This is a genomic window from Thermococcus sp. JdF3, assembly GCF_012027495.1.
GTDB lineage: Archaea > Methanobacteriota_B > Thermococci > Thermococcales > Thermococcaceae > Thermococcus.
Window position 1 is genome coordinate 38,589 of the sequence record NZ_SNUK01000007.1, and the last position, 18,673, is coordinate 57,261.

18 protein-coding genes, 1 tRNA gene and 1 pseudogene are annotated in these 18,673 nt (G+C 56.6%); 6 read left to right on the forward strand and 14 right to left on the reverse strand.

All coding sequences use genetic code 11. From position 1 onward, the window contains the following. Complete coding sequence (locus E3E42_RS10970; protein ID WP_206206124.1) at positions 1 to 579, forward strand: PH domain-containing protein; 579 nt, start codon at positions 1 to 3, stop codon at positions 577 to 579. On the opposite strand, the gene E3E42_RS10975 is transcribed toward E3E42_RS10970, so the two are convergent. From E3E42_RS10975 to E3E42_RS10995, 5 genes are all read right to left on the reverse strand, one after another. Then, positions 576 to 2,744 carry an alpha-amylase family glycosyl hydrolase gene (locus tag E3E42_RS10975; RefSeq protein WP_167904677.1) on the reverse strand — a complete coding sequence of 723 codons (2,169 nt, stop codon included), beginning with the start codon at positions 2,742 to 2,744 and terminating at the stop codon, positions 576 to 578. The two genes, E3E42_RS10970 and E3E42_RS10975, sit on opposite strands and share 4 nt — an antisense overlap. Positions 2,745 to 2,790: 46 nt before the next feature. Then, positions 2,791 to 3,453: a DUF257 family protein gene (locus tag E3E42_RS10980; RefSeq protein WP_167904679.1), complete on the reverse strand. Its 663-nt coding sequence runs from the start codon at positions 3,451 to 3,453 to the stop codon at positions 2,791 to 2,793. A gap of 64 nt (positions 3,454 to 3,517) precedes the next feature. Next, positions 3,518 to 4,807, reverse strand: coding sequence for a TldD/PmbA family protein (locus E3E42_RS10985; protein ID WP_167904681.1), 1,290 nt, complete (start codon positions 4,805 to 4,807; stop codon positions 3,518 to 3,520). 30 nt (positions 4,808 to 4,837) lie between these two features. Next, positions 4,838 to 5,380 (reverse strand): ferritin family protein, encoded by a 543-nt coding sequence (locus E3E42_RS10990; protein WP_167904683.1) that lies wholly within the window; start codon positions 5,378 to 5,380, stop codon positions 4,838 to 4,840. A 72-nt stretch (positions 5,381 to 5,452) separates the two neighbouring features. Continuing rightward, the gene (locus E3E42_RS10995; protein ID WP_167904685.1) at positions 5,453 to 6,814 is read right to left on the reverse strand and encodes a TldD/PmbA family protein; all 1,362 of its coding nucleotides are present in this window, start codon (positions 6,812 to 6,814) and stop codon (positions 5,453 to 5,455) included. Between the two features lie 94 nt (positions 6,815 to 6,908). Here E3E42_RS10995 and E3E42_RS11000 point away from each other — a divergent pair, with 94 nt between their 5' ends. After that, complete coding sequence (locus E3E42_RS11000) at positions 6,909 to 7,418, forward strand: metalloregulator ArsR/SmtB family transcription factor (protein ID WP_167904687.1); 510 nt, start codon at positions 6,909 to 6,911, stop codon at positions 7,416 to 7,418. Continuing rightward, entirely contained in the window at positions 7,415 to 7,669 is a 255-nt protein-coding gene (locus E3E42_RS11005) for a hypothetical protein (RefSeq protein ID WP_167904689.1), read from the forward strand. The genes E3E42_RS11000 and E3E42_RS11005 overlap by 4 nt, the downstream gene beginning before the upstream one ends. Here the strand turns inward: E3E42_RS11005 and E3E42_RS11010 are convergent. Genes E3E42_RS11010 through E3E42_RS11020 form a run of 3 tightly spaced genes read right to left on the reverse strand, consistent with a single transcriptional unit; the run spans position 7,666 to position 9,965 of the window. Then, positions 7,666 to 8,115 (reverse strand): universal stress protein, encoded by a 450-nt coding sequence (locus tag E3E42_RS11010; protein ID WP_167904691.1) that lies wholly within the window; start codon positions 8,113 to 8,115, stop codon positions 7,666 to 7,668. The two genes, E3E42_RS11005 and E3E42_RS11010, sit on opposite strands and share 4 nt — an antisense overlap. A 3-nt stretch (positions 8,116 to 8,118) precedes the next feature. Next, positions 8,119 to 9,405, reverse strand: a complete 1,287-nt coding sequence (locus E3E42_RS11015) for an SLC13 family permease (protein WP_167904693.1) — start codon at positions 9,403 to 9,405, stop codon at positions 8,119 to 8,121. A gap of 11 nt (positions 9,406 to 9,416) precedes the next feature. Further along, positions 9,417 to 9,965 carry a universal stress protein gene (locus E3E42_RS11020; RefSeq protein ID WP_167904797.1) on the reverse strand — a complete coding sequence of 183 codons (549 nt, stop codon included), beginning with the start codon at positions 9,963 to 9,965 and terminating at the stop codon, positions 9,417 to 9,419. A gap of 130 nt (positions 9,966 to 10,095) precedes the next feature. Between E3E42_RS11020 and E3E42_RS11025 the strand changes: the two genes are divergently transcribed. Continuing rightward, positions 10,096 to 12,033, forward strand: coding sequence for a S16 family serine protease (locus E3E42_RS11025; RefSeq protein ID WP_167904799.1), 1,938 nt, complete (start codon positions 10,096 to 10,098; stop codon positions 12,031 to 12,033). 38 nt (positions 12,034 to 12,071) lie between these two features. On the opposite strand, the gene E3E42_RS11030 is transcribed toward E3E42_RS11025, so the two are convergent. Both E3E42_RS11030 and E3E42_RS11035 read right to left on the reverse strand, forming a co-directional pair. Continuing rightward, a complete protein-coding gene (locus E3E42_RS11030) occupies positions 12,072 to 13,178 on the reverse strand; it encodes a M20 family metallopeptidase (protein WP_167904695.1) in 1,107 nt (368 codons plus the stop codon). A 275-nt stretch (positions 13,179 to 13,453) separates the two neighbouring features. Continuing rightward, positions 13,454 to 13,531 (reverse strand) — tRNA-Ala (locus tag E3E42_RS11035). Between the two features lie 138 nt (positions 13,532 to 13,669). Between E3E42_RS11035 and E3E42_RS11040 the strand changes: the two genes are divergently transcribed. Beyond that, positions 13,670 to 14,956 carry an NADP-dependent malic enzyme gene (locus E3E42_RS11040; protein ID WP_167904696.1) on the forward strand — a complete coding sequence of 429 codons (1,287 nt, stop codon included), beginning with the start codon at positions 13,670 to 13,672 and terminating at the stop codon, positions 14,954 to 14,956. On the opposite strand, the gene E3E42_RS11045 is transcribed toward E3E42_RS11040, so the two are convergent. From E3E42_RS11045 to E3E42_RS12225, 4 genes and pseudogenes are all read right to left on the reverse strand, one after another. After that, complete coding sequence (locus E3E42_RS11045) at positions 14,928 to 15,452, reverse strand: FumA C-terminus/TtdB family hydratase beta subunit (RefSeq protein ID WP_167904698.1); 525 nt, start codon at positions 15,450 to 15,452, stop codon at positions 14,928 to 14,930. The two genes, E3E42_RS11040 and E3E42_RS11045, sit on opposite strands and share 29 nt — an antisense overlap. Next, positions 15,443 to 16,297, reverse strand: a complete 855-nt coding sequence (locus E3E42_RS11050) for a fumarate hydratase (protein WP_167904700.1) — start codon at positions 16,295 to 16,297, stop codon at positions 15,443 to 15,445. The genes E3E42_RS11045 and E3E42_RS11050 overlap by 10 nt, the downstream gene beginning before the upstream one ends. 15 nt (positions 16,298 to 16,312) lie before the next feature. Next, positions 16,313 to 17,152 (reverse strand): ATP-binding protein, encoded by an 840-nt coding sequence (locus E3E42_RS11055; RefSeq protein WP_370519664.1) that lies wholly within the window; start codon positions 17,150 to 17,152, stop codon positions 16,313 to 16,315. Continuing rightward, a pseudogene (locus tag E3E42_RS12225) lies at positions 17,138 to 17,218 on the reverse strand (hypothetical protein); the annotation flags it as partial. The gene E3E42_RS11055 and the pseudogene E3E42_RS12225, both read right to left, overlap by 15 nt. A 128-nt stretch (positions 17,219 to 17,346) precedes the next feature. Here E3E42_RS12225 and E3E42_RS11065 point away from each other — a divergent pair. Next, entirely contained in the window at positions 17,347 to 18,657 is a 1,311-nt protein-coding gene (locus tag E3E42_RS11065; RefSeq protein ID WP_167904704.1) for an RNA-guided endonuclease TnpB family protein, read from the forward strand. Positions 18,658 to 18,673: the final 16 nt, after the last annotated feature.

The following is an 18,673-nucleotide window of genomic DNA, read 5'->3' on the forward strand; positions in this document are numbered from 1 at the left end:
ATGGGCAACAACCTTCCAAAGTCCGTTTTGAGACACCTGGAGCCGAATGAGGATGTTCTGTTCACCGTCCGCAAGAAGATAAGCGTGGAGAAGCCGAAGTGGCTCATAGTAACCAACAGGAGGATAATCTACCTCGACGAGAAGATACTCGGGAGGTACGAGATAAAGGCCATACCGTATCAGAAGCTCGAGGAAGTCACCGTTGAGCTGGGAGTCATGTCCTCCGAGTTCCTCATAAAGGGCGAGGAGAACATAAGGCTCAAGCTCGGCTGGATGAACAAGGAGCAGGCGAGGAATACAATAAACGCCATAAAGGACGCCCTGAACGCGATAGCCGTCGAACCGGTGACGATAGAGGTCAAGAAGGGCCTGACCCACGAGACGTGGGTTCTGAAGAAACCCAAGGAGTTCGTGAGCAGGGTCGTCTCGGCTGGAGCCACAGTCCAGCACCATCCCGCGACCGCTGAGAAAGATGACCCCCTGGAGAAGCTGAAGAAGCTCAAGGAGCTCTACGACATGGGCGTTATAAGTGCCGAAGAGTACGAAGAAAAGAGAAAGAAGCTTCTCGAGCAGATTTAACCCCTTTTCTTCCAGATTATCAGAGCCACCCCGAGCAGGAGAAGGGCGGCGAGGAGGTAGGGGAGAGGGTTCTCTTCAATTGGCCCGTGGACTATCGTCATTGTTGGCATCGCTGGAGCCGTTTCGGTTTCAACGATGGGAGGCTCATCCCTTAGAACCACAACCGTGGAGTTCACGAAGCCGTAGAGGGTCACGTTGAGCGGTTCAAGCTCCCCCCAGGAAGAGCCCCTGTAGAGCTCCACAGAGAAGGCCGTTCCGTTGGGGAGCGGGGCGACGGTGAAGTAGTAGCCTGTCGAGGACCTGAGCAGGGGCCTCGGCTCCGCCAGCTCCGGGAGGCTGCCCTTAATCCAGAGGCCGCCCGTGAGGTTGGTGGCGTTGATGGCTATAAGCGCTGGAACATCGTTCCCCGAATAGTAGCGCAGCTTTGCCGGTTCACTGGCCTTTTCCCCGGTTTCGACCACGACGTCGAGCCAGGCCCTTTGAGCCTTCACCTCCGGAACCTCCACGAGTATCTCGGTTGAATTCCACGAGAGAACCCTCGCCTCAACGCCGCCGATGAGAACCCTTCCGGAGGAGCCGAAGCCCGCACCTCCAATGAGGATTCTCTGACCGGGCTCTGCGGTGTAGGGAGTTACCGAGCCGATGAGAGGTTCGTTCTGCTCTCCCTCGACGTGGAAGACATAGAAGCTGTTGTGCAGGAGTTCCAGGAATGCTTTTCCACCGGAGACCCTCATCCCGGCGCCGGTCAGGGCGTCGCGGTAGGTTCCATCCTCCCAGTCCAGGGGAAGCGTGAGGTTCCTCTGAGAGCCTTTGTTCATGACCACGAAAAGCCTGTGGTTCCCAAAGGTCCTCTCGAATGCCCATACGGAGTAGTTGGCATAAACCGTTCTGAAGTCTCCAAAGGCCAGGGCATCGTTGGTCTTTCTCAGCTCTGCCAGCGTTCTGATTATCCTCGCCGCCTCGGTGGTGTTGTTGAAGACCATCATCGGCCGGTTGTACGGGTCGCCCTTTCCGTCCCCGCTCACCAAGTAGCTCTCGTCACCGTAGTATATCACCGGAATCCCGGGCAGGGTCATCGTCAGTGCCAGAGCCATGTGGAAGCGCTCCACCGCGTCGTCCCGCTTTGCCTCGTTAAGGAAGCGAACCAGGTCGTGGCTGTCGAGGAAGTTGAGTTGCTTGTTCGGGTAGACGAAGAGAGAATAATAGTCCTCAAGCGTTCTGGAGAGGGTTTCAAGACTTCCCACGAAGCCGAGAGTCCTCACGATATCCTCCCTTACGGGTATGTTGAGGACCGGCGAGACGTTGGAATAGCGATAGAGCTCATAGAGGTCGTCGGTTTTCTCGGGAGAGAGTGAGTAGTACTCCCCATAGATGAAGAGCGGGGCTTTGGAGTAGAGACGCAGGTAGAAGCTCTCAAGCCAGCCGAGTTCCATGTGCTTGACGGCATCAATCCTGAAGCCGCAGACTCCGGAGTTAACGAAGAGGAGCGCGCCCTCGGTGAGGTATGAATCGACCCAGGGATTGAGCTGGTTGAAGTCGGCTAAGCCAAAGAGGTTGGCGTACTTGAGGGGAATCCCCTCCCATGTGAAGATGTTGCCGTTGTGGTGGTAGACGTTCTCTCTGATCCCGGTGTATGGGTTTACCGTAGCGTTCTTGGTGTCCCGGTAGTAGTCAGTTACAAAGGTGCCGTTGTCGTAGAGGGCCCCAAATTCGCCGTCCATTGCCGGGCCTGCGTGGTTGGGCACGTAGTCGACGATTACGCATATATCCCTCTTTTCGGCCTCCTTCACGAGCCTCCTGAAATCCTCCCAGGTTCCAAAGTGCTCCTCTATGCGCTTGTAGTCCCTCGTCCAGTAGCCGTGGTACGGAGCACTTCCATGAGCCATTTTGTTGATGTTGTCGTTCACGGGGGAGACCCATATCATGGAGACGCCGAGGCTCGCTATGTAGTCCAGCCTCCCGGTGAGGCCTTCCAGGTCACCGCCCCAGTAGAGGCGGTAGTTGGTGTGGGTCGGGTCATAAAAGGGCTCGTTGTTGCTCTGGTTCCCATCGTAGAAGCGGTCAACCATCACTTGGTATATGACGCCTCGCTCGGGTACCGCATGGGCCCCAGCGGGAGGCAGTATCAGAAGCAGCATCAAAATCATAGCCAGGGCTGCCCTCATTATATCACCAAAGGTGATAAGGATGGGGGGTTTAAAAGCCTTCACACTACTGTCTCGATATGTCTTTGAAGCTCAGGGAGACCGTGGAGCCCACGATAGAGCTGTTCGCGGCCTTGACGACCCGGAGCCTGTATTTGCCGCCCTCGAAATCCCACCGGAGCACCGTGCTGGCAGTCTCCTCAAAGAACGAGAGCAGCTCCGGGGAGTACCTCTCCACGATGTCCCGGTTGAGGAAGTACAGCGCCACGCGGCTCTTCTTCCCGACGAAGGTCGAGATGTTGCGGATCAGCCGTATGACCTCGTGCCGATCAAGGGCGATAAAGAGCTTGTGGATTCCAAGGACAGGATTGAAAACAACCTCCTCGGGGACTATCTTCTTGTAGATCTCGGTGTAATACCTAAAATCGAGGAAGTACTTATCCACCTCCACCCTCCCGAAGACGCTTCCGATGTCCCTGCTACCTCCAATCTTTATAACCGGGACATTCCTGAGGCCCTCAAGCTCCAGCCCCATGAGGTCCAGGCGGATGACGCTCTCCGCGAAGGCATCGGAGATATCGTCGATCAGGAGCGGTGTCCCCCGGGCCATGCACCTGCGGCAGACCAGGTAAAGGAGGAGCTCGGGGGAGGAAACCGCACTGTACTCGATGAGGACTGTCTCACCTGGCCTAAGTCCGAAAAGAATCGAGTCCACAGCGTGAGCGGCCATTGTGACATCACCGGATACATTTTACAATGGCAAAGTATAAAAGGTTACCGCGGCGGCCGCCGTTTCACACTATTCTGGCCACCGTCAGGACTCTCGGAGAGACGAAGGATCCCCTGCGAACCGTCTCCCGCCCAACGGCGAGGATTGACCGCAGAACCTCGAAGGCGTTTCCTACAAGCATGTTGTCCCTGAAGGGCTGAAGCTCCCCGTTCCTCACGACGTATCCCAGCTCAACCGTCAGGGAGAAGTCGCCGCTGACGGGGTTGGCGGTGTGCTCGCCGAAAACCTTCTTAACCACAACCCCCTCGAAGTCGCGGAGGCTCTCCCCTCCAGGCCTGACCAGCAGGTTGCTCGTCCCTATGTGGGGCATGGTTCTGAAGTCCCGAACCGCGTTGCCCGTGCTCTCCATGCCCAGAAACGAAGCGTACGTGTGGTCGAGGAGGAAGGACTTCAGCACGCCATCCTCAACGAGAACCGTCCTTCTGGAAGGAGTCCCCTCACCGTCGAAGGAGTAGCTCCCAGGGAATCCCTCGAGGGAGGGGTCGTCGATGAGGGTAAGCCCTCCGGCGGTCGCAGGCTCACCGGGCCGCGAGAATCTGCTCCTGCCGAAGTAAACGCTGTCGCCGTAGAGGTTCTCAAGCAGAATCCCCAGAATCGCCCCAAATGCCTCGGGCTCAAGAACCAGCGCGCCGGAGTATCCCCCAAGCTTTCCGGCGGCGCCGCTCAGCTCCGCCTCCTCGATGGCAAGGGTTATAGCCCGCTCAAGCTCCTCAAATGGCTGAAGCGAGCGGTACGACTGATAGTATGAGCCGGTTCCCGTTCTCCCGCCGCCCCTGACCGCGTAGGCGGAAACGCTCATTCCAGTGGAGCGCTCCTCGAGGAAAACACCGTTCGAGTTCGCAACGCCGTAGGTGTTGACGCCGAAAGCCAGCGAGCCGGAGAGGGTAATTCCCTCGCCCTTAAGCTCCGCCATCCTGGACGCAAAGTCGCCCGCTAGGGCGTGGGCGTCTTCAAAGGGAATCTCGTCGATGAGCCTGTCGTAGAGTCCACCGACGGGGCGCGGCTTTCCCCCTGAGGGGAATCCCGCAAAGGGCACCTCGCTTATCCTCGCGAGCTTTATCGTTCTTTTCACAAAATTTTCAAGCGTTTCACGGTCGTGGGCGAGTCCCGTGATGTAGGAGAAACCGAGTTTGCCCCTGTAGCCGATGCGGAGGCCTATCCCCGAATGGAACTTTCTCTGGGAGCGCTCCAGTCTCTCGCGCTCTATCCTGAAGGAGCCTCCCCTGCCCCTCTCCCAGTAAAGCTCCCACTCCACGTTCTCGCGCTCGAGGATTCCAATAAGTTCATCTATCATCGGTTCACCGGGGAGAGTTCGAAAAGGAATTTAAAAGGTATTCTGCCACCTCCGCAGTGGTATTTCCCCCCACTGCGGGGAGGACGTAAGCTCGCCGTACAGCCGGAGAAGCCGCTCGTAGGCGTTTTCCTTTATTGCGGCCAGTTCCCCGAAGAGCGCCGCAACCTCCTCATCGCCCGCCATCCGCTGGAGTTTTCTGTATATATCCCTGCCTATCGCCTCGGAGATCAGGGCCAGTGCCAGGGCGTTTTCAACGTCCCCCACCCCCATCATCTCATCACACACCGGCAGGGTGTCCAGGGGAGGGGCGTTGAACTCCAGCGGTCTCATACCGGGATAAAGCCGTTCGAACAGTCCCATCATCTGGACCGCGTGCTTCCTCTTCTCCCCCGCCAGCTGCAGGAACTCGTCGGCAAGCATTCCTTCAACGCGCCTGGCCAGCCACTCGTAGCTCTCGGCCCCGCACTTCTCGTTGCATATGGCGTAGCTGAGGAGCTCGTACCCGTTCAGGTTCTTCAGCAGAATCTCCACATCTTGTATAATACCAACATCTATCGCCATTTTCGTCACCATACATAAAATTGAAGGTTGATGTATATACGCTTTGCTTTCAAGTCTCGCGAATCCAAAACAGAAACCCATTCTTCAGCGAAGCCCGCCCACCAGAGCCCTCGTAAGGACGTGCGGGCCGCCGTCGTCAACCGGAACCCACTGCCCCTTGCCGCAGTAGCCCGGAAAATCGACCTTCAGGTCGTTCCCGATGGCGCGGATGTTTTTCAGGACGTCGAGTATGCTCCCGGACAGGGCCACATCGCGAACCATCTCCTTCACCTCGCCGTTTTCAATTACATAACCCTCCCTCGCGCCGAAGGTGAAGGTGCCGCCGGCGGTATCAACCTCGCCGCCCTTGTCGCCGACCATGTAGAGGCCGTTCTTAACCTCCTCGACCATCTCCTCAAAGCTCCAGTCGCCGGGCTCAACGTAGGTGTTGCTCATCCTCACGAGGGGCTGGTAGTTGTAGCCCTGCGCCCTCCCGTGGCCGTTCGGCTCGAGACCGAGGAGCGCGCTCGTCTCACGGTCGTTAAGGTAGTTCACCAATACCCCGTCCCGGATTATCTCGACGCGCCTCGCCCTGATGCCCTCGTCGTCGTAGGCGTAGGAGCCAAACCTGCCGGGCAGCGTCGGGTCGTCAACGACCGTGAGCTCCTCAACGGCTATTCTCTCCCCCAGCCTGCCCGCGAGTATGCTGTCGCCGTTCTTGACGGCGTCCGCCTCGGCGGCGTGACCGAGGGCCTCGTGGATGAAGACTCCGGTAAGCTCAGGGTCCATTATCACATCGAACTCGCCCGAGGGCGGCGAGCGGGCGTGGAGGAGGGAGACCGCCTTTTCCTTGATGCGGTCCGCCCACAGGGAGAAGTCTATTCCCTCCATCAGCTCCCAGCCAGCCGTCCCGCCGAAGCTCTTCCAGTAGCCCTGCATCTCGCCGTTCTCCCTGGCGGTAACCGAGAGGGCGATTCGAAGGCGAGGGGTCACCGTCTCTATCTCGCTTCCCAGGGAGTTGAAGTAGAAGGTCTCCTTGAGGCCGTCCCCGTAGTGGACGCGCCTGCTTGAGATGGCATCCCCTCTCAGAAGGGAATCGATCTCCTTCACCAGGGCGAGCTTGTCCTCGATGTCGACCTCCGTGAAGGGCTTTTTAACACCGATCACCGCCCTGTCCGTCACGGGGTCACCGAGGTAAATCTCCGATTTCCCTCTTGAGAGCCTCGCAATTTTCATTGCCGTTTTTATAGCGTCCTCCGCCCGTCTCATGTCGTTCGCGCTGGAGAAACCCCAGGCGCCGTTGAAGGCCCTCACCCCTATGCCCATCTCGGTGTTTAGGGAAAGCTCCTCAAGCTGGCCGTTCTGCATGCCGAGATGGGCTGCAGTGACACGGGTTATCCTAATCTCATAATATGGTATACCGTAACGTCCCGCCAGTTCCCCGGCCTTTCTCACCAGTTCCTCCATACGCACACCGATGGACATAAAAGGGAGTTCCTTTATATGGGTTGTCATAGAGGACGGGTATAGATGGATGAACCACAGGGTTTAAGGGTTGGCCATGGAGAGGCGTAACGAGATACTCGAAACTATCACGGACAAGCCGGGGATAACCTTCCGGGAGCTGGCAAGGGAGCTCGGGATAGGAATAGGCGACCTCCAGTACCATCTCCGAAAACTCGAGAAGGAGGGCAGGATATTCTCCAGGAAGGTGGGAAAGAGGCGCTACCTGTTCCCGAAGGGCTTTGAGGAGAAGGCGCAGAGGCTGCTCATAGCAATATCCACTGAGACCAGGAGAAGGATACTACTGCTCCTCATGGAGGGGCCGAAGAACCAGAAGGACATGGCGAGGAGCCTTGGACTCAGCCAGCCGACGGTGAGCTACCACATGAACGAACTGATAAAGCTCGGTGTCGTGACAGCGGAGAAGGAAAGCAGGAGCATCATATACACCCTCTCCTACGATCCCGAGCTGATAGCAAGGCTGATAAAGGAGTACCGGCCGAGCCTGTGGGAGAAGCTGGCCGACAACCTGATAGACCTGCTGACGAGCGTGGGTGATGGAGAATGATGGAAACCCTACTCGCTATCATGGCGCTGATCCTTGCGCTGACGCTGGCCGGGATCTCGTTCATTGCGTACAAAAAGAGCCATCTGCGTCCGGCAATGTATCTGGTAATAGCCTTCCTCCTGATGGCAATCAAAAAAACGATAGAGATGGCGAGCCTCGCGGAGTGGATAGCGCGGGACGTGGGGCTGATAGTCGGGGCCCTCGAGGTGCTCGTGCTGGCCCTGCTCGTGCTCTCCCTCTGGAGACGCTAGCGGACCACCATAACGGGCGGGTTTATGGAGCCGACGACCTCCTCCAGGAGGCTCCCTATCCTCGTTTTTCCGCTCCTCCCGTAGGCGCCCATGACCACGAGGGAGTACTGGCCGGAGTTGGCCTCCTCGAGTATCTTCTCCTTCGCCGAGCCTTCCACTATCCTGAAGGAGCAGTTAACCCCCTCCTCATGGCACAGTTCGAGGAGCGTGGTCATAAGGTGCTTTATGCTCCTCTTCATGTCGTTCCATATCTCCGCCTCGAACTTCTCCACCTGGGAAAGGTTCTCGCTGTAGAGGCCGAGGTTGAAGGCCATCGCCTTTGCCTCCCTCCTGTCGAGAACGGAGAATAGTATCACCTTGCCGTGCCTCCTCTTGGCCACCGCTATCGCATGAAGCGCCGCCTTCTGACTCCACTTCGAGCCGTCTATCAACACGAGTATCCTCATAACTCACACCCCGATGTACCTTATCCAGAGCAATCCCAGGCCGACGGTGACGGTGACGAGCATTATGACCAGTCCAACCTTGAGGAAGTCCATGAAGGTTATTCTGACACCCTCCCTGGCGGCTATACCAAGCACAACGACGTTGGCGCTCGCACCTATGGCCGTTCCGTTCCCTCCAAGACAGGCACCGAGCGAGAGCGCCCACCAGAGGGGATAGACGTCCATGGTACTCCCCATCGCCTTTATGAGGGGAATCATCGCCGCAGTCAGGGGAATGTTGTCCACTACGGCGGACGCTATTGCAGAGAACCAGGTTATTATGACGAGCGCCTCCCAGGTATTGCTTATGTAGCCGGTTATCCAGCGGGCGATGCCGTCGATGACGCCGGTCTCAACGAGCGCCCCCACCAGTATGAAGAGCCCCATGAAGAAGAATATCGCCGTCCACTCAATCTTTTCCAGTATCGACTCCGGGTCCATTCCGCTCCAGAGGAGGAGCACCGATGCCCCCACCAGGGCGACCACTGCCGGGGGAATATCAAGCCTGTCGTGAACGAAGAAGAGCAGAATAACCCCGACTATGACGATGACCGACTTCCGGAACAGGGAGTAGTCCCTTATCGCATCCTCCCCGCTCAGCTCTTCAAGGGTCGAGAGGATTTTTTCCCTTTTGGAGTCGCTTATCCTCATCGCCCCACGGTAGAACAGGTATATCATCCCGAGGGAGACGAAGAGATCCACCAGTGCTATCGGCCCCATGTTGAGGAGGAACTCGTTGAAGCTTAACCCCGCGGCAGAGCCTATCATTATGTTGGGGGGATCTCCTATGAGGGTGGCGGTTCCGCCGATGTTCGAGGCGAAAACCTCCGCCAGGAGAAATGGAACTGGATTGATATCCATGAGGCGCGTTATATAGAGGAGCATCGGGGTCAGAAGTAAGACTGTTGTGACATTATCAAGAACGGAGCTTATGACCGCCGTGACGACGGAGAACAGGAGGAGCACCTTCATCGGGTTCCCCCGGGCAAACTTGGCGGTTTTTATGGCTATGAACTCGAACAGCCCGCTTTCCTTGGCGGTGTTCACGATTATCATCATCCCTATGAGAAGCAGGAGCGTTCCAAGGTCGAGGTGCTCTGAGACTGCCTCCCAGGGGACTATTCCGAGCAAAAGAACCAGCGCTGCGCCGAACAGGGCCGCCACCGTTCTGTGAACTCTCTCGCTGATTATCATTGCGTAGGTTACGAGGAACACAACCACTGCGATTCCGGTCATCACTGCCTGCTCCATCGCCACCACCCTCAGTAAACCAGGACGGGTTTATCAAGGTGCTGAACGATCTTAAGGACTATGGGGCTTACGGGAGATGTTTTCGTGACCTCGGAGCCGTAGCTCCTTGATACCACGAGAAGGTCAAAGCCCTCCCCCACAAGTCCTATCACGTCGTCCGCCTTGCTCCCTATGAAGTACCTCCGCTCGACGCGAAGTCCCAGCTCTTCAAGCCTCGGGGCTATCCTTGCCAGCATCCCCTCGGCGAACTCTATCTTTGCGTTCTTGAGCTTCTCGGCCTCCATCTTACCCAGGGTCTGCTCGATGAGGGAGAGAGTCCGCTTCTCGGAGATGTAAACCAGAGTCACCGAGGCCCCCAGGTAAGCGCTCAGCGTTTCGTACAGTTCCTCCGGAATCTCGCCGGAGAACCTGTCGATGGGCATCAGTATAGAGTTAACCTCCGGGAGAACGAATTCCTCCGGCAGGAGGAGAAACTCACGGTAGCGCCTTGAAATCTCCTCGTACCTGTCTCCCGCGATGTTCTTGAACTTGCGGTTTATCAGCGAGCTGAACAGGCCCATTAGACCCACCACTCAACCAGTAGAAGGCACAGTTTAAAAATTTGTCCTCAAACTACGGCGCCGGTTTATAAGAAAATTGAACCAAAAGAGCTTTATTAAGTCAGAACGACCTAAAAAACGGGTGAGAGAGATGAAAAGAGCCATTTCAATGCTTGTCATAGCCCTGCTGATTCTGCCGTTCGCAGGATTTGCAGCGGCCCAGTGTCCAGGAGAGGGACACACGGTTGTTTTAAAAGCACCTGCAGTCTCAAAGACTTCCAACGGAGAACTCATTGGAGTGGCCACGGACTTCGTGATAACAGTCGCGCCTGGAACGGGACACGTCTACGTGGAGACCTGGCCCCTCGCGGAGGTAGACATGCAGGCCAGCGCGAGGCTTGCCGCCCAGATAGCGGGCAAGGTTCTCGGTGTGGATATGAACAAGTACGACGTGTTCATTCAGATAAAAGCCGATTCTCCGATCATCGGTGGACCATCTGCCGGTGGAACCATGACCGTCGGAATAATAGCTGCCCTTGAGGGATGGAAGGTCAATCCAAAGGTCATGATGACGGGAATGATAAACCCGGACGGCACCATCGGCCCGGTCGGAGGAATACTGGAGAAGGCATCCGCCGCCCACGACGTCGGGGCCACCGTGTTCCTCATCCCAGAGGGACAGCGGGTTCAGTACGTCCAGGAGACCCAGAAGAAGGAGATAGGGGGCATAGTGGAGATAAACACCCAGACGAAGAAGGTGGACGTGGTAGATTACGCGAAAGAGCGCTGGGGCCTGACTGTTGTTGAGATAAAGGACGTATACGACGCCGTCTATTACTTCACCGGGCACAGGATACCGAGGCCCGAGGCTCCGTCATACGTCAGCGTCGATACGTCGTTCCTCAGAGACGACGCCCTGAGCGATTACGACAACACCACAGCATACTACAGGGAGACCCTCCGGAAGCTCAAGGACAGCAACGTGGGCTACGCGACGTACACCACGCTTATGGAGGCCCTGAACCAGGCCAGCGCGGTTCTCAACCAGTCAAAGGAAGCGATCGACGATGGCATGTACTACACCGCACTCAGCAAGGACTTCCAGGCAAGGATAATGATACGGCACGTTGACTGGTACCTGGACGTGAAGTCGCAGGACGATGTTCAGAGGCTCCTTAAGACCACAGGTAACCAGATAAACGCGTCGGAGAGCATAGTTTCCGGAATAACCATAAAAGGCATCACGATGCTCCAGGCAGTGGCGGCCGCAGAGGAGAGGGTTGAAGAGGCCAAAGGGTTGCTTGATGAGGCGTGGAAGTACTACTACAGCGGCGACTACTGGGACGCCGTGGGGGATGCGGCATACGCCTACGAGAGGGCCAGAACCGCGGAGCTATGGGCACACCTCGGAGAGAGGTTCGCAGGGAGGGACGAAATAAGCAGAGAGGTCGTCAAGGCCACGGCGAGGGACTACATCGACGAGTCCAACCTCATCGTGACATACATAGAGTCGATGTACGGCACCGTCGGGGGTGACCTGAGTCAGAGCATCCAGCAGGCGGAGCAGTACTACGAGGACGGCAAGTACTCTGCGGCGCTGTTCACGGCGATGGAGGCGCGCGTGAGGGCCCAGGTCTTCCTCGACACGCTGGGTATAGACAACCAGAGCGTGCTTATGGATAAGATGAAGGCGATGAAGACCGATGCCAAAACCGCCATCGGGGTGGCCCAGAGCCAGGGCGTCACGCCCATCCTTGCGATGGCCTACTACGAGTTCGCAGAGAGCTACGAGAAGAGCGCCGAGGAAAACGGAAGTATCGACGATATGCAGACCGCGATGATATTCTACCAGTACGCCAGGGAAACCGCCGGCCTCTTCCTAAGTGCACCGTCCCAGCAGACACCGCTGCCCCAGGACAACTCAACCGGCGTGCCCCAGATAATCATACCCACAGACACGTCCACTCCGGCGGAGGGCTCCTCCAGTGCCCAATCGGGGGGGACGTCCGAGGGACTCCCCACCGCGGCCCTGGCGGTAGCGGCGTTGGGAGCGTTCATGGTAGGTGCCCTTGTTGGAAGAAAGCTCTGAGTTCGCCCAGGACGCCTCTGCCCCACTTTTTTATGTCTTTAAACCAGCGCCTTCAGGAATTCAACGTAGACCCGTTTCACCCTCTTCAGGGATTCAACGCTCACCCATTCGTCGCTTCCGTGCCAGTTGCCGCCGACCGGCCCGTAAACCAGCGTCGGCTTGTTGAGATAGGTCCCAAAGTAATTGAAGTCCCCCACGCTCCTGCCGTAGATTATCTCCGGCTCCCCGCCGAGTACCGTTCGATGAACGGACTTGAAGATGTTCACAAAGCGGTCGTTCTCCCTGACGGCGTAGGGGAGCATATCCGGCGTCGGCCTCTCAAACTTCGAGACCCTGATGTCCCCCTTCAGCTTCACCCTCTCCGCAAGGTTGAGAAGCTCGGAGCTAACCCTATCCCAGTCCTCACCGATAACCACGTGTCTGTCTATTATCGCCCTGGCGTAGTCCGGGACGCTCAGGCCATCGGCGGAGCCCTCAATGCGGAGGGTGCAGTATGAGCCAGCGCCGAGCTTCCGGTGGTTCCTGAAGCGTATCTTCCAGAGGGAGCCGACGAACCTTCCCAGCTCCTCTATGGCGTTGAGTCCCTCGTACGGCCTCGCCGCGTGGGCCTTCTTCCCGAAGACCTCCACCTGAACAACGAAGCGTCCCCTCGCACCGAGCATGAGCCTCTCGTTCGTCGGCTCGGCGACGAGAACAACATCCGCCCTGTCCAGCTTTCCGCTTCGTATAAGCTCCCATGCACCCCTGGAGTAGCCCTCCTCATCAACGACCGCGGTGAAGATTACGGTGGGCCGCTCCTTTCGGGGAAGCTCCGCCATCTCGACGAACGCGGACAGGAGCGCCGCGAGACCCGCCTTCATGTCCGCACTGCCCAGGCCGTAGAAGCGGTCGCCCTCCAGCTCTCCGTAGGGGTTCTTTGTCCAGCCGGGGGACAGGTTGACGGTATCCATGTGACCGTTAAGAACGACCGTATGGCCCCTGCCGGGGAGATGGGCTATAACATTGCTCCCAAAGCCCTCCACCGGAAGGAGTTCAACCTCAAGGCCATGCTCCTCGAGAAACGAAGCTATGAATTTGGATATCTCCTCCTCTTTCCCAAACGGGGAGCTTATGGACACCAGTTCCTTCAGGAGATCAAATTCCATATAACCCTCACCGAATGATAAAAACGACAAAGCACTTAAGTAATTTTCCCCAATAGCTCTGAACAAAATTTGACTAAGGTCCCAGTTTTTTTCAATAAATGCCAAAGGAATCCCTGAATTCCACGGGAAAGGATTATACATCTATCAAGACGAGTACTAAGCCCACAGCACTCACGAACGGATGTGTCTCCGTTCAATATGCTCTCTCATGAAACGTAGATGCAGCAGGTGAAACCAGAAACGGTGAATGTACAAAGAACAGGAAGTTTGTTTTCTGGTGGACCGGGCGGGATTTGAACCCGCGGCCTCCGCCTTGCGAGGGCGGCGCTCATACCAGGCTGAGCTACCGGCCCACACCCGGTATTAGGAACCGGCCCGGGGTTTAAAAGCTTTTGGTTCCCCCGGCTTCTTTCGTTTCCATATTTATGTCAAAGACCCAAAACCACCAAAGCCCTTTTAACTTACACATGCCAACAAACACCGGTGGTGGGATGGACCCCCTAACGTTTCACAGGGACAACTTCATAGGGAACGGAAAGGTAGAGGTAATACCCAAGGTTCCCCTCACGGGGGAGAGCCTCAGCCTCGCTTACACACCGGGCGTAGCGGAGGTTTCGCGAAGGATACGAGAAAACCCCAAGGACGTCTTTGAATACACCAACCGCGGAAACACGATAGCCGTCGTGAGCGATGGAACGCGTGTCCTGGGCCTCGGAGATACAGGGCCCCTCGGGGCACTCCCGGTCATGGAGGGGAAAGCTTTGCTCTTCAAGGCCTTCGGGGGAGTTGATGCCTTTCCGCTTGTTTTAGCAGAAAAAGACCCCGAGCGCTTCATAGAAGTCGTTAAGGCCGTCTCGCCCTCTTTCGGCGGGATCAACCTTGAGGACATCTCCTCCCCGAAATGCTTCTACGTCCTTGAGAGGCTGAGAAAAGAGCTCGAAATTCCCGTCTTCCACGACGACCAGCAGGGGACCGCGAGCGTCGTTTTAGCGGCACTGATAAATTCGCTGAAGGTGGTCGGAAAGAAGCCCGACGAGATCACGGTCGCGCTCTTCGGGGCGGGGGCAGCGGGGTTCGCCACCCTCAGACTGATCACGAAGGCCGGAGTGCCCCCCGGAAACGTCCGCGTTGTCGAGCTTGTGAAAAGGGAGCCAAGGATTCTGACACCGGACCTTCCGATTGAGGAGCTTTTCCCCTACCGCGGTGGGCTTCTTGAAAAGACCAACGCCGAGGGTGTTGAGGGAGGTCCGGAGGAGGCGCTGAAGGGTGCGGACGTTCTAATCTCCTTCACGAGGCCCGGGCCGGGCGTCATAAAGCCAGAGTGGATTGAGAGGATGGCCGACGACGCGATAGTATTCCCGCTCGCCAATCCAACGCCGGAGATACTCCCAGAGGATGCCAAAAAGGCTGGCGCAAGGATAGTGGCCACCGGCAGAAGCGACTACCCGAACCAGGTGAACAACCTGCTCGGATTTCCGGCGATTTTCAGGGGAGCCCTCGACGTGAGGGCCAGAACCATAACGGACGGGATGGTCATCGCCGCCGCAACGGCCATGGCGGAAACAATCGAACCCAACGAGAACGAGATAATCCCCTCCCCGTTCCACCCCGATGTCCACCCGAGGGTCGCGAGGGCGGTTGCCGAGGAAGCGATGCGCGAAAACGTTGCAGGGATACGCGTGCGCGGGGAAGAGGTGGAGGAGAGACTGAGGCGCTGGAGGGAGTTCTACGAGCGGGAGATAGCGCCCCTCAACGACCGTAGAGGGAGCTACCGTTAGCGTCTATCGCCACCAGCAGCGGGAAATCCTCGACTTCGAGAACCCACACCGCCTCCGGCGTGCCAAGCTCGTCGAGCCAGAGCACCCCCCTGACTTTCTTTATGCTCTTCGCCGCGAGGGAGCCAGCTCCACCTGTGAAGGCGAAGTAGACGGCCCGGCCTTTAAAGGGCGCCGGGTTCATCCCTCCCTTTCCGATTATCCCGCGGACGCCGAGGGAGAGAATCCCCTCCAGGTAGCGGTTCATCCTCGCGCTGGTAGTGGGGCCGGCAGAGACGACCTCATAACCCCCATCACCGTTTCTCACCACGGGCCCGCAGTGATATATCACCGCGCCCTCAAAGTCGAGGGGAAGCTCTCCTTTCTCAGCCAGCTCAAGGATTTTCCTGTGTGCCGAATCCCTGGCGGTGTAAACCGTCCCGGAGAGGTGAACCACGTCGCCGGCCCTGAGAGTCAGGACGTCCTCTTCACCCAGAGGAGTTCTCAGCCTCACTGCCACACGTCAACCCTCCCATCCGGCTCTATCCTGAGGAAAGCCCTCCTGTTGGCCCAGCACTGGACTATCAAACCGACCGGAAAGCTCGCGGGGTGCCTGTGGGCGACCTCGATTTTGACGTCCAGCGCGGTGGTTCTGCCCCCCATGCCCATAGGGCCCATTCCGAGGGAGTTGACATCCTCCAGGAGCTCAGCCTCGATTTCTGCTATTCTACCGTCGGGATTCCTCTCCCCAACCCTCCTGAGCAGAGCCCTCTTGGCCAGACTCAGCGAGAGGTCCGCGCCCCCGCCCACACCTATCCCCAGTATCACCGGCGGACACGGCTTGCCACCGCATTCCCTGACCCGTTCAAGGACGAAGCGCTTCACCCCCTCCCATCCCTCGCCGGGGGTTAGCATCGCGAGGGCGGAGCAGTTCTCGCTGCCGCCCCCCTTGGGGAGGACGGCTATCTCGATTTCGCTCCCTTCAACAAGCTCCCAGTGAACCACCGGAACAAACCGGCCGGTGTTGTCCCCGGAGTTCTTCCCGTTCAGAACATCGACGGCGTTGGGCCTGAGCGGAACCTCCCGCGTCGCCCTCCTCGTCGCTTCGACTATCGCCCCCTCCAGCCCGCGAAGGTAAGGACTCTCAACCCCTGCCCTCACGAAGAATGTGAGCGTCCCCGTGTCCTGGCAGACGGGGATCGAGCCATCCCTCCCAATTTCTACGGCCTTCAGGATGTTTTCGAGGTTGAAACGCGCCACCTCGCTCTCCTCAAACTCGTAGGCCTTTCTGAGAGCAGAAATAACGTCGTCCGGGATCCTCGTGACGGCCAACCTTATCGCCTCAACGATGGCATCGACAAGCAATTGGCATTCACCTGTCTAAATATTCGGGTCTTGATTAAAAAGTTTGACGTGGGAATTTAAAAGCCATCTCCACAAGGGAACCGCCTCGACCTTCAGCCCGTTCTCTACTATTTCATCGGAGTAGTCCCACGTCACCAGCGTCCCCCTGTTCACACCAAACAGTTTCATAACCCTGAAAAGGTTCTCCACCTCCCTTGAAGCTACTTCATCCTCACTTGAGGCATACGTAACCTGTATGAGTTCGGTCTCCCCTTTATCCCTCACAACAAAGTCCACCTCGCCCTTAGTGTCCCGATAATGGTAGAGTTCAACACTGTGTCTCTTGTAATATTTGAACCGTAGGAGTTCAATGAAAACTGCGTTCTCCATGAGCCTACCGATGTTTTCCGAAACCTTTGGCAGGACCGCGTTGAGCATTCCCGTGTCAACTGCGTAGACCTTCTTATCGCTCCTCACAACTTCTTTGGGCTTGAAGGAGAACTTGGGAAGCTCAAAAATCAGGTAGGCAGATTCAAGGTACTCGACGTAGTTCTTCACCGTCTCGATGTTACCGATTCCGAGGGCGTTCTTTGTCTTGCTGTATGTAAATCGTCCGGCGAAGTTCGAGAAGAGGTAGAAGGCGACCTCCTTCAGCTCACGGACGTTTCTGAGGCCGTAGCGGACTATGACGTCCCTCGTGATGATATCGTTGTAGAGATTTATGAGGTACTCCCTGCCGAAGTGCAGAGCCTCCGGGAAGCCACCGCGCTCGATGTACTCCGTTAGGGCCCTCTTTATCAGAGCCTCGTCCTTCGTTATCTTAACATCCGGCTCAATTTCCCGGTACGTTAAAAACTCCCTGAACGAAAACGGCAGGAGTGTATAGCCCAGGTATCTTCCAGTCAGATACGTTGCGAACTCCCGTGAAAGAAGCCGGGCATTGCTTCCCGTTACATTTTTCTCTTCTCAAGCCTCGCCGTTCACGGCGGGGATGCAATAATCAACCCAACCGGTCCTTCAGCAGGAAAGCAACACTTTTTTAAAGCTTAAAATTCATACCATACTTTGAAATGAAGCGTTCGGTGACGGTCAAACTCCAACCCTCCAAAGAGCAAGAGGAGAAACTCCATCAGTTAACAGACCTTGGGGCCAAAGTCTGGAACAGGGTAAACTACCTCAGGCGGCAACAGTTCTTCCAAGGGCAAATCGTGGACTTTAACACGACGGAAAAAACCGTTTATGAGGAGTTTAAGAAGGAAATCGGCTCTGCAACAGTCCAGCAAATTTGCAGAAAGAATGCGGAAGCTTGGAGAAGCTTCTTCACCCTTGCAAGAAAGAAGCGGAATGGTGAACTCCCCGAATGGCTTAAGCCAAAGCCACCGAACTACCTGAAGGAATGCGAGAAGAGGAAACCCTTCATAATCCTCAGGAACGACCAGTACAGGATTGAAGGGAACAGGTTAATCCTCAAAGGCCTTGGCAAGTTCAAACGCTTGGAAATCCAGTTCAAGGGTAGAATACACTTGAAGGGCAGGCAGGGACGCTTAGAGATAACTTACGACGAGGTAAGGCGGAAGTGGTATGCCCACATCAGCTTCACTGTGAAGGAAAAGCTTGAGAGTGAGGAGTGGGTTAATCTTCCAAGAAAACCAAAGGGGAACCTCTCAGCGGGGATTGACTTGGGAGTGAACAATTTAATGGCCGTTTACGTGGAAAGCGGAGAAAGTTTCCTCGTGAACGGAAGACCCTTGAAGTCAATAGCTTTTTACTGGCAAAAGAAAATAGCTGATTACCAGTCAAAACTCAATAAAAGTGGCCAGAAGACGAGTAGAAAATTCAGGAGAATGCACGGGAAGGCGAAACTCCAGGCGAAGCATTACATCAACACTGTCATGAGACAGACGGTTAAGAGGCTTTATGATTTGGGTGTTTCCACAATTATCGTTGGTTATCCCAAGGGCATAGCCCAAAACTCTGATAAGGGTAAGAAGCAGAATTTTATCCTCTCTCACGTGTGGCGGTTTAACACGGTCATTAAACGCTTGAAGGAAGTGGCTGAGGAGTATGGTATTCAGGTTGTTGTGGTCAATGAGGCCTTCACCTCAAAGACCTGTCCCGTTTGCGGGAAGCCCCACGAGGGGGCGAGGTTCGTCAGGGGATTATTTAAGTGTCCCGCAACGGGGCTTACCTTCAACGCCGACCTCGTTGGAGCCTTCAACATTTTGAAAAAGGTTGCCAAAACGATAACCCCGAATCTGGGCGGTTTGTTCGCCCAAAGGAGGGGTAACTGGCCGGAGGCCCGGCCAGAGGGGCTGAAAGCCCGCTTTGAGTTGGGCTTTAGTGAAGCCCCTCAAACCTCCCCTCCAATGGCGAGGGGTTAATTCACTGGAACCCTCG

What these genes read in the sequence shown, in the direction of transcription:
- E3E42_RS10985 (WP_167904681.1), bottom strand. Translation starts at nt 4,807, where the DNA reads ATGATAGATGAACTTATTGGAATCCTCGAGCGCGAGAACGTGGAGTGG.
- E3E42_RS11000 (WP_167904687.1), top strand. Translation starts at nt 6,909, where the DNA reads ATGGAGAGGCGTAACGAGATACTCGAAACTATCACGGACAAGCCGGGG.
- E3E42_RS11020 (WP_167904797.1), bottom strand. Translation starts at nt 9,965, where the DNA reads ATGGGCCTGTTCAGCTCGCTGATAAACCGCAAGTTCAAGAACATCGCG.
- E3E42_RS11065 (WP_167904704.1), top strand. Translation starts at nt 17,347, where the DNA reads ATGAAGCGTTCGGTGACGGTCAAACTCCAACCCTCCAAAGAGCAAGAG.
- E3E42_RS11015 (WP_167904693.1), bottom strand. Translation starts at nt 9,405, where the DNA reads ATGGAGCAGGCAGTGATGACCGGAATCGCAGTGGTTGTGTTCCTCGTA.
- E3E42_RS10980 (WP_167904679.1), bottom strand. Translation starts at nt 3,453, where the DNA reads ATGGCCGCTCACGCTGTGGACTCGATTCTTTTCGGACTTAGGCCAGGT.
- E3E42_RS10975 (WP_167904677.1), bottom strand. Translation starts at nt 2,744, where the DNA reads ATGAGGGCAGCCCTGGCTATGATTTTGATGCTGCTTCTGATACTGCCT.
- E3E42_RS11030 (WP_167904695.1), bottom strand. Translation starts at nt 13,178, where the DNA reads ATGGAATTTGATCTCCTGAAGGAACTGGTGTCCATAAGCTCCCCGTTT.
- E3E42_RS11040 (WP_167904696.1), top strand. Translation starts at nt 13,670, where the DNA reads ATGGACCCCCTAACGTTTCACAGGGACAACTTCATAGGGAACGGAAAG.
- E3E42_RS10990 (WP_167904683.1), bottom strand. Translation starts at nt 5,380, where the DNA reads ATGGTGACGAAAATGGCGATAGATGTTGGTATTATACAAGATGTGGAG.
- E3E42_RS10995 (WP_167904685.1), bottom strand. Translation starts at nt 6,814, where the DNA reads ATGGAGGAACTGGTGAGAAAGGCCGGGGAACTGGCGGGACGTTACGGT.
- E3E42_RS11005 (WP_167904689.1), top strand. Translation starts at nt 7,415, where the DNA reads ATGATGGAAACCCTACTCGCTATCATGGCGCTGATCCTTGCGCTGACG.
- E3E42_RS10970 (WP_206206124.1), top strand. Translation starts at nt 1, where the DNA reads ATGGGCAACAACCTTCCAAAGTCCGTTTTGAGACACCTGGAGCCGAAT.
- E3E42_RS11010 (WP_167904691.1), bottom strand. Translation starts at nt 8,115, where the DNA reads ATGAGGATACTCGTGTTGATAGACGGCTCGAAGTGGAGTCAGAAGGCG.
- E3E42_RS11025 (WP_167904799.1), top strand. Translation starts at nt 10,096, where the DNA reads ATGAAAAGAGCCATTTCAATGCTTGTCATAGCCCTGCTGATTCTGCCG.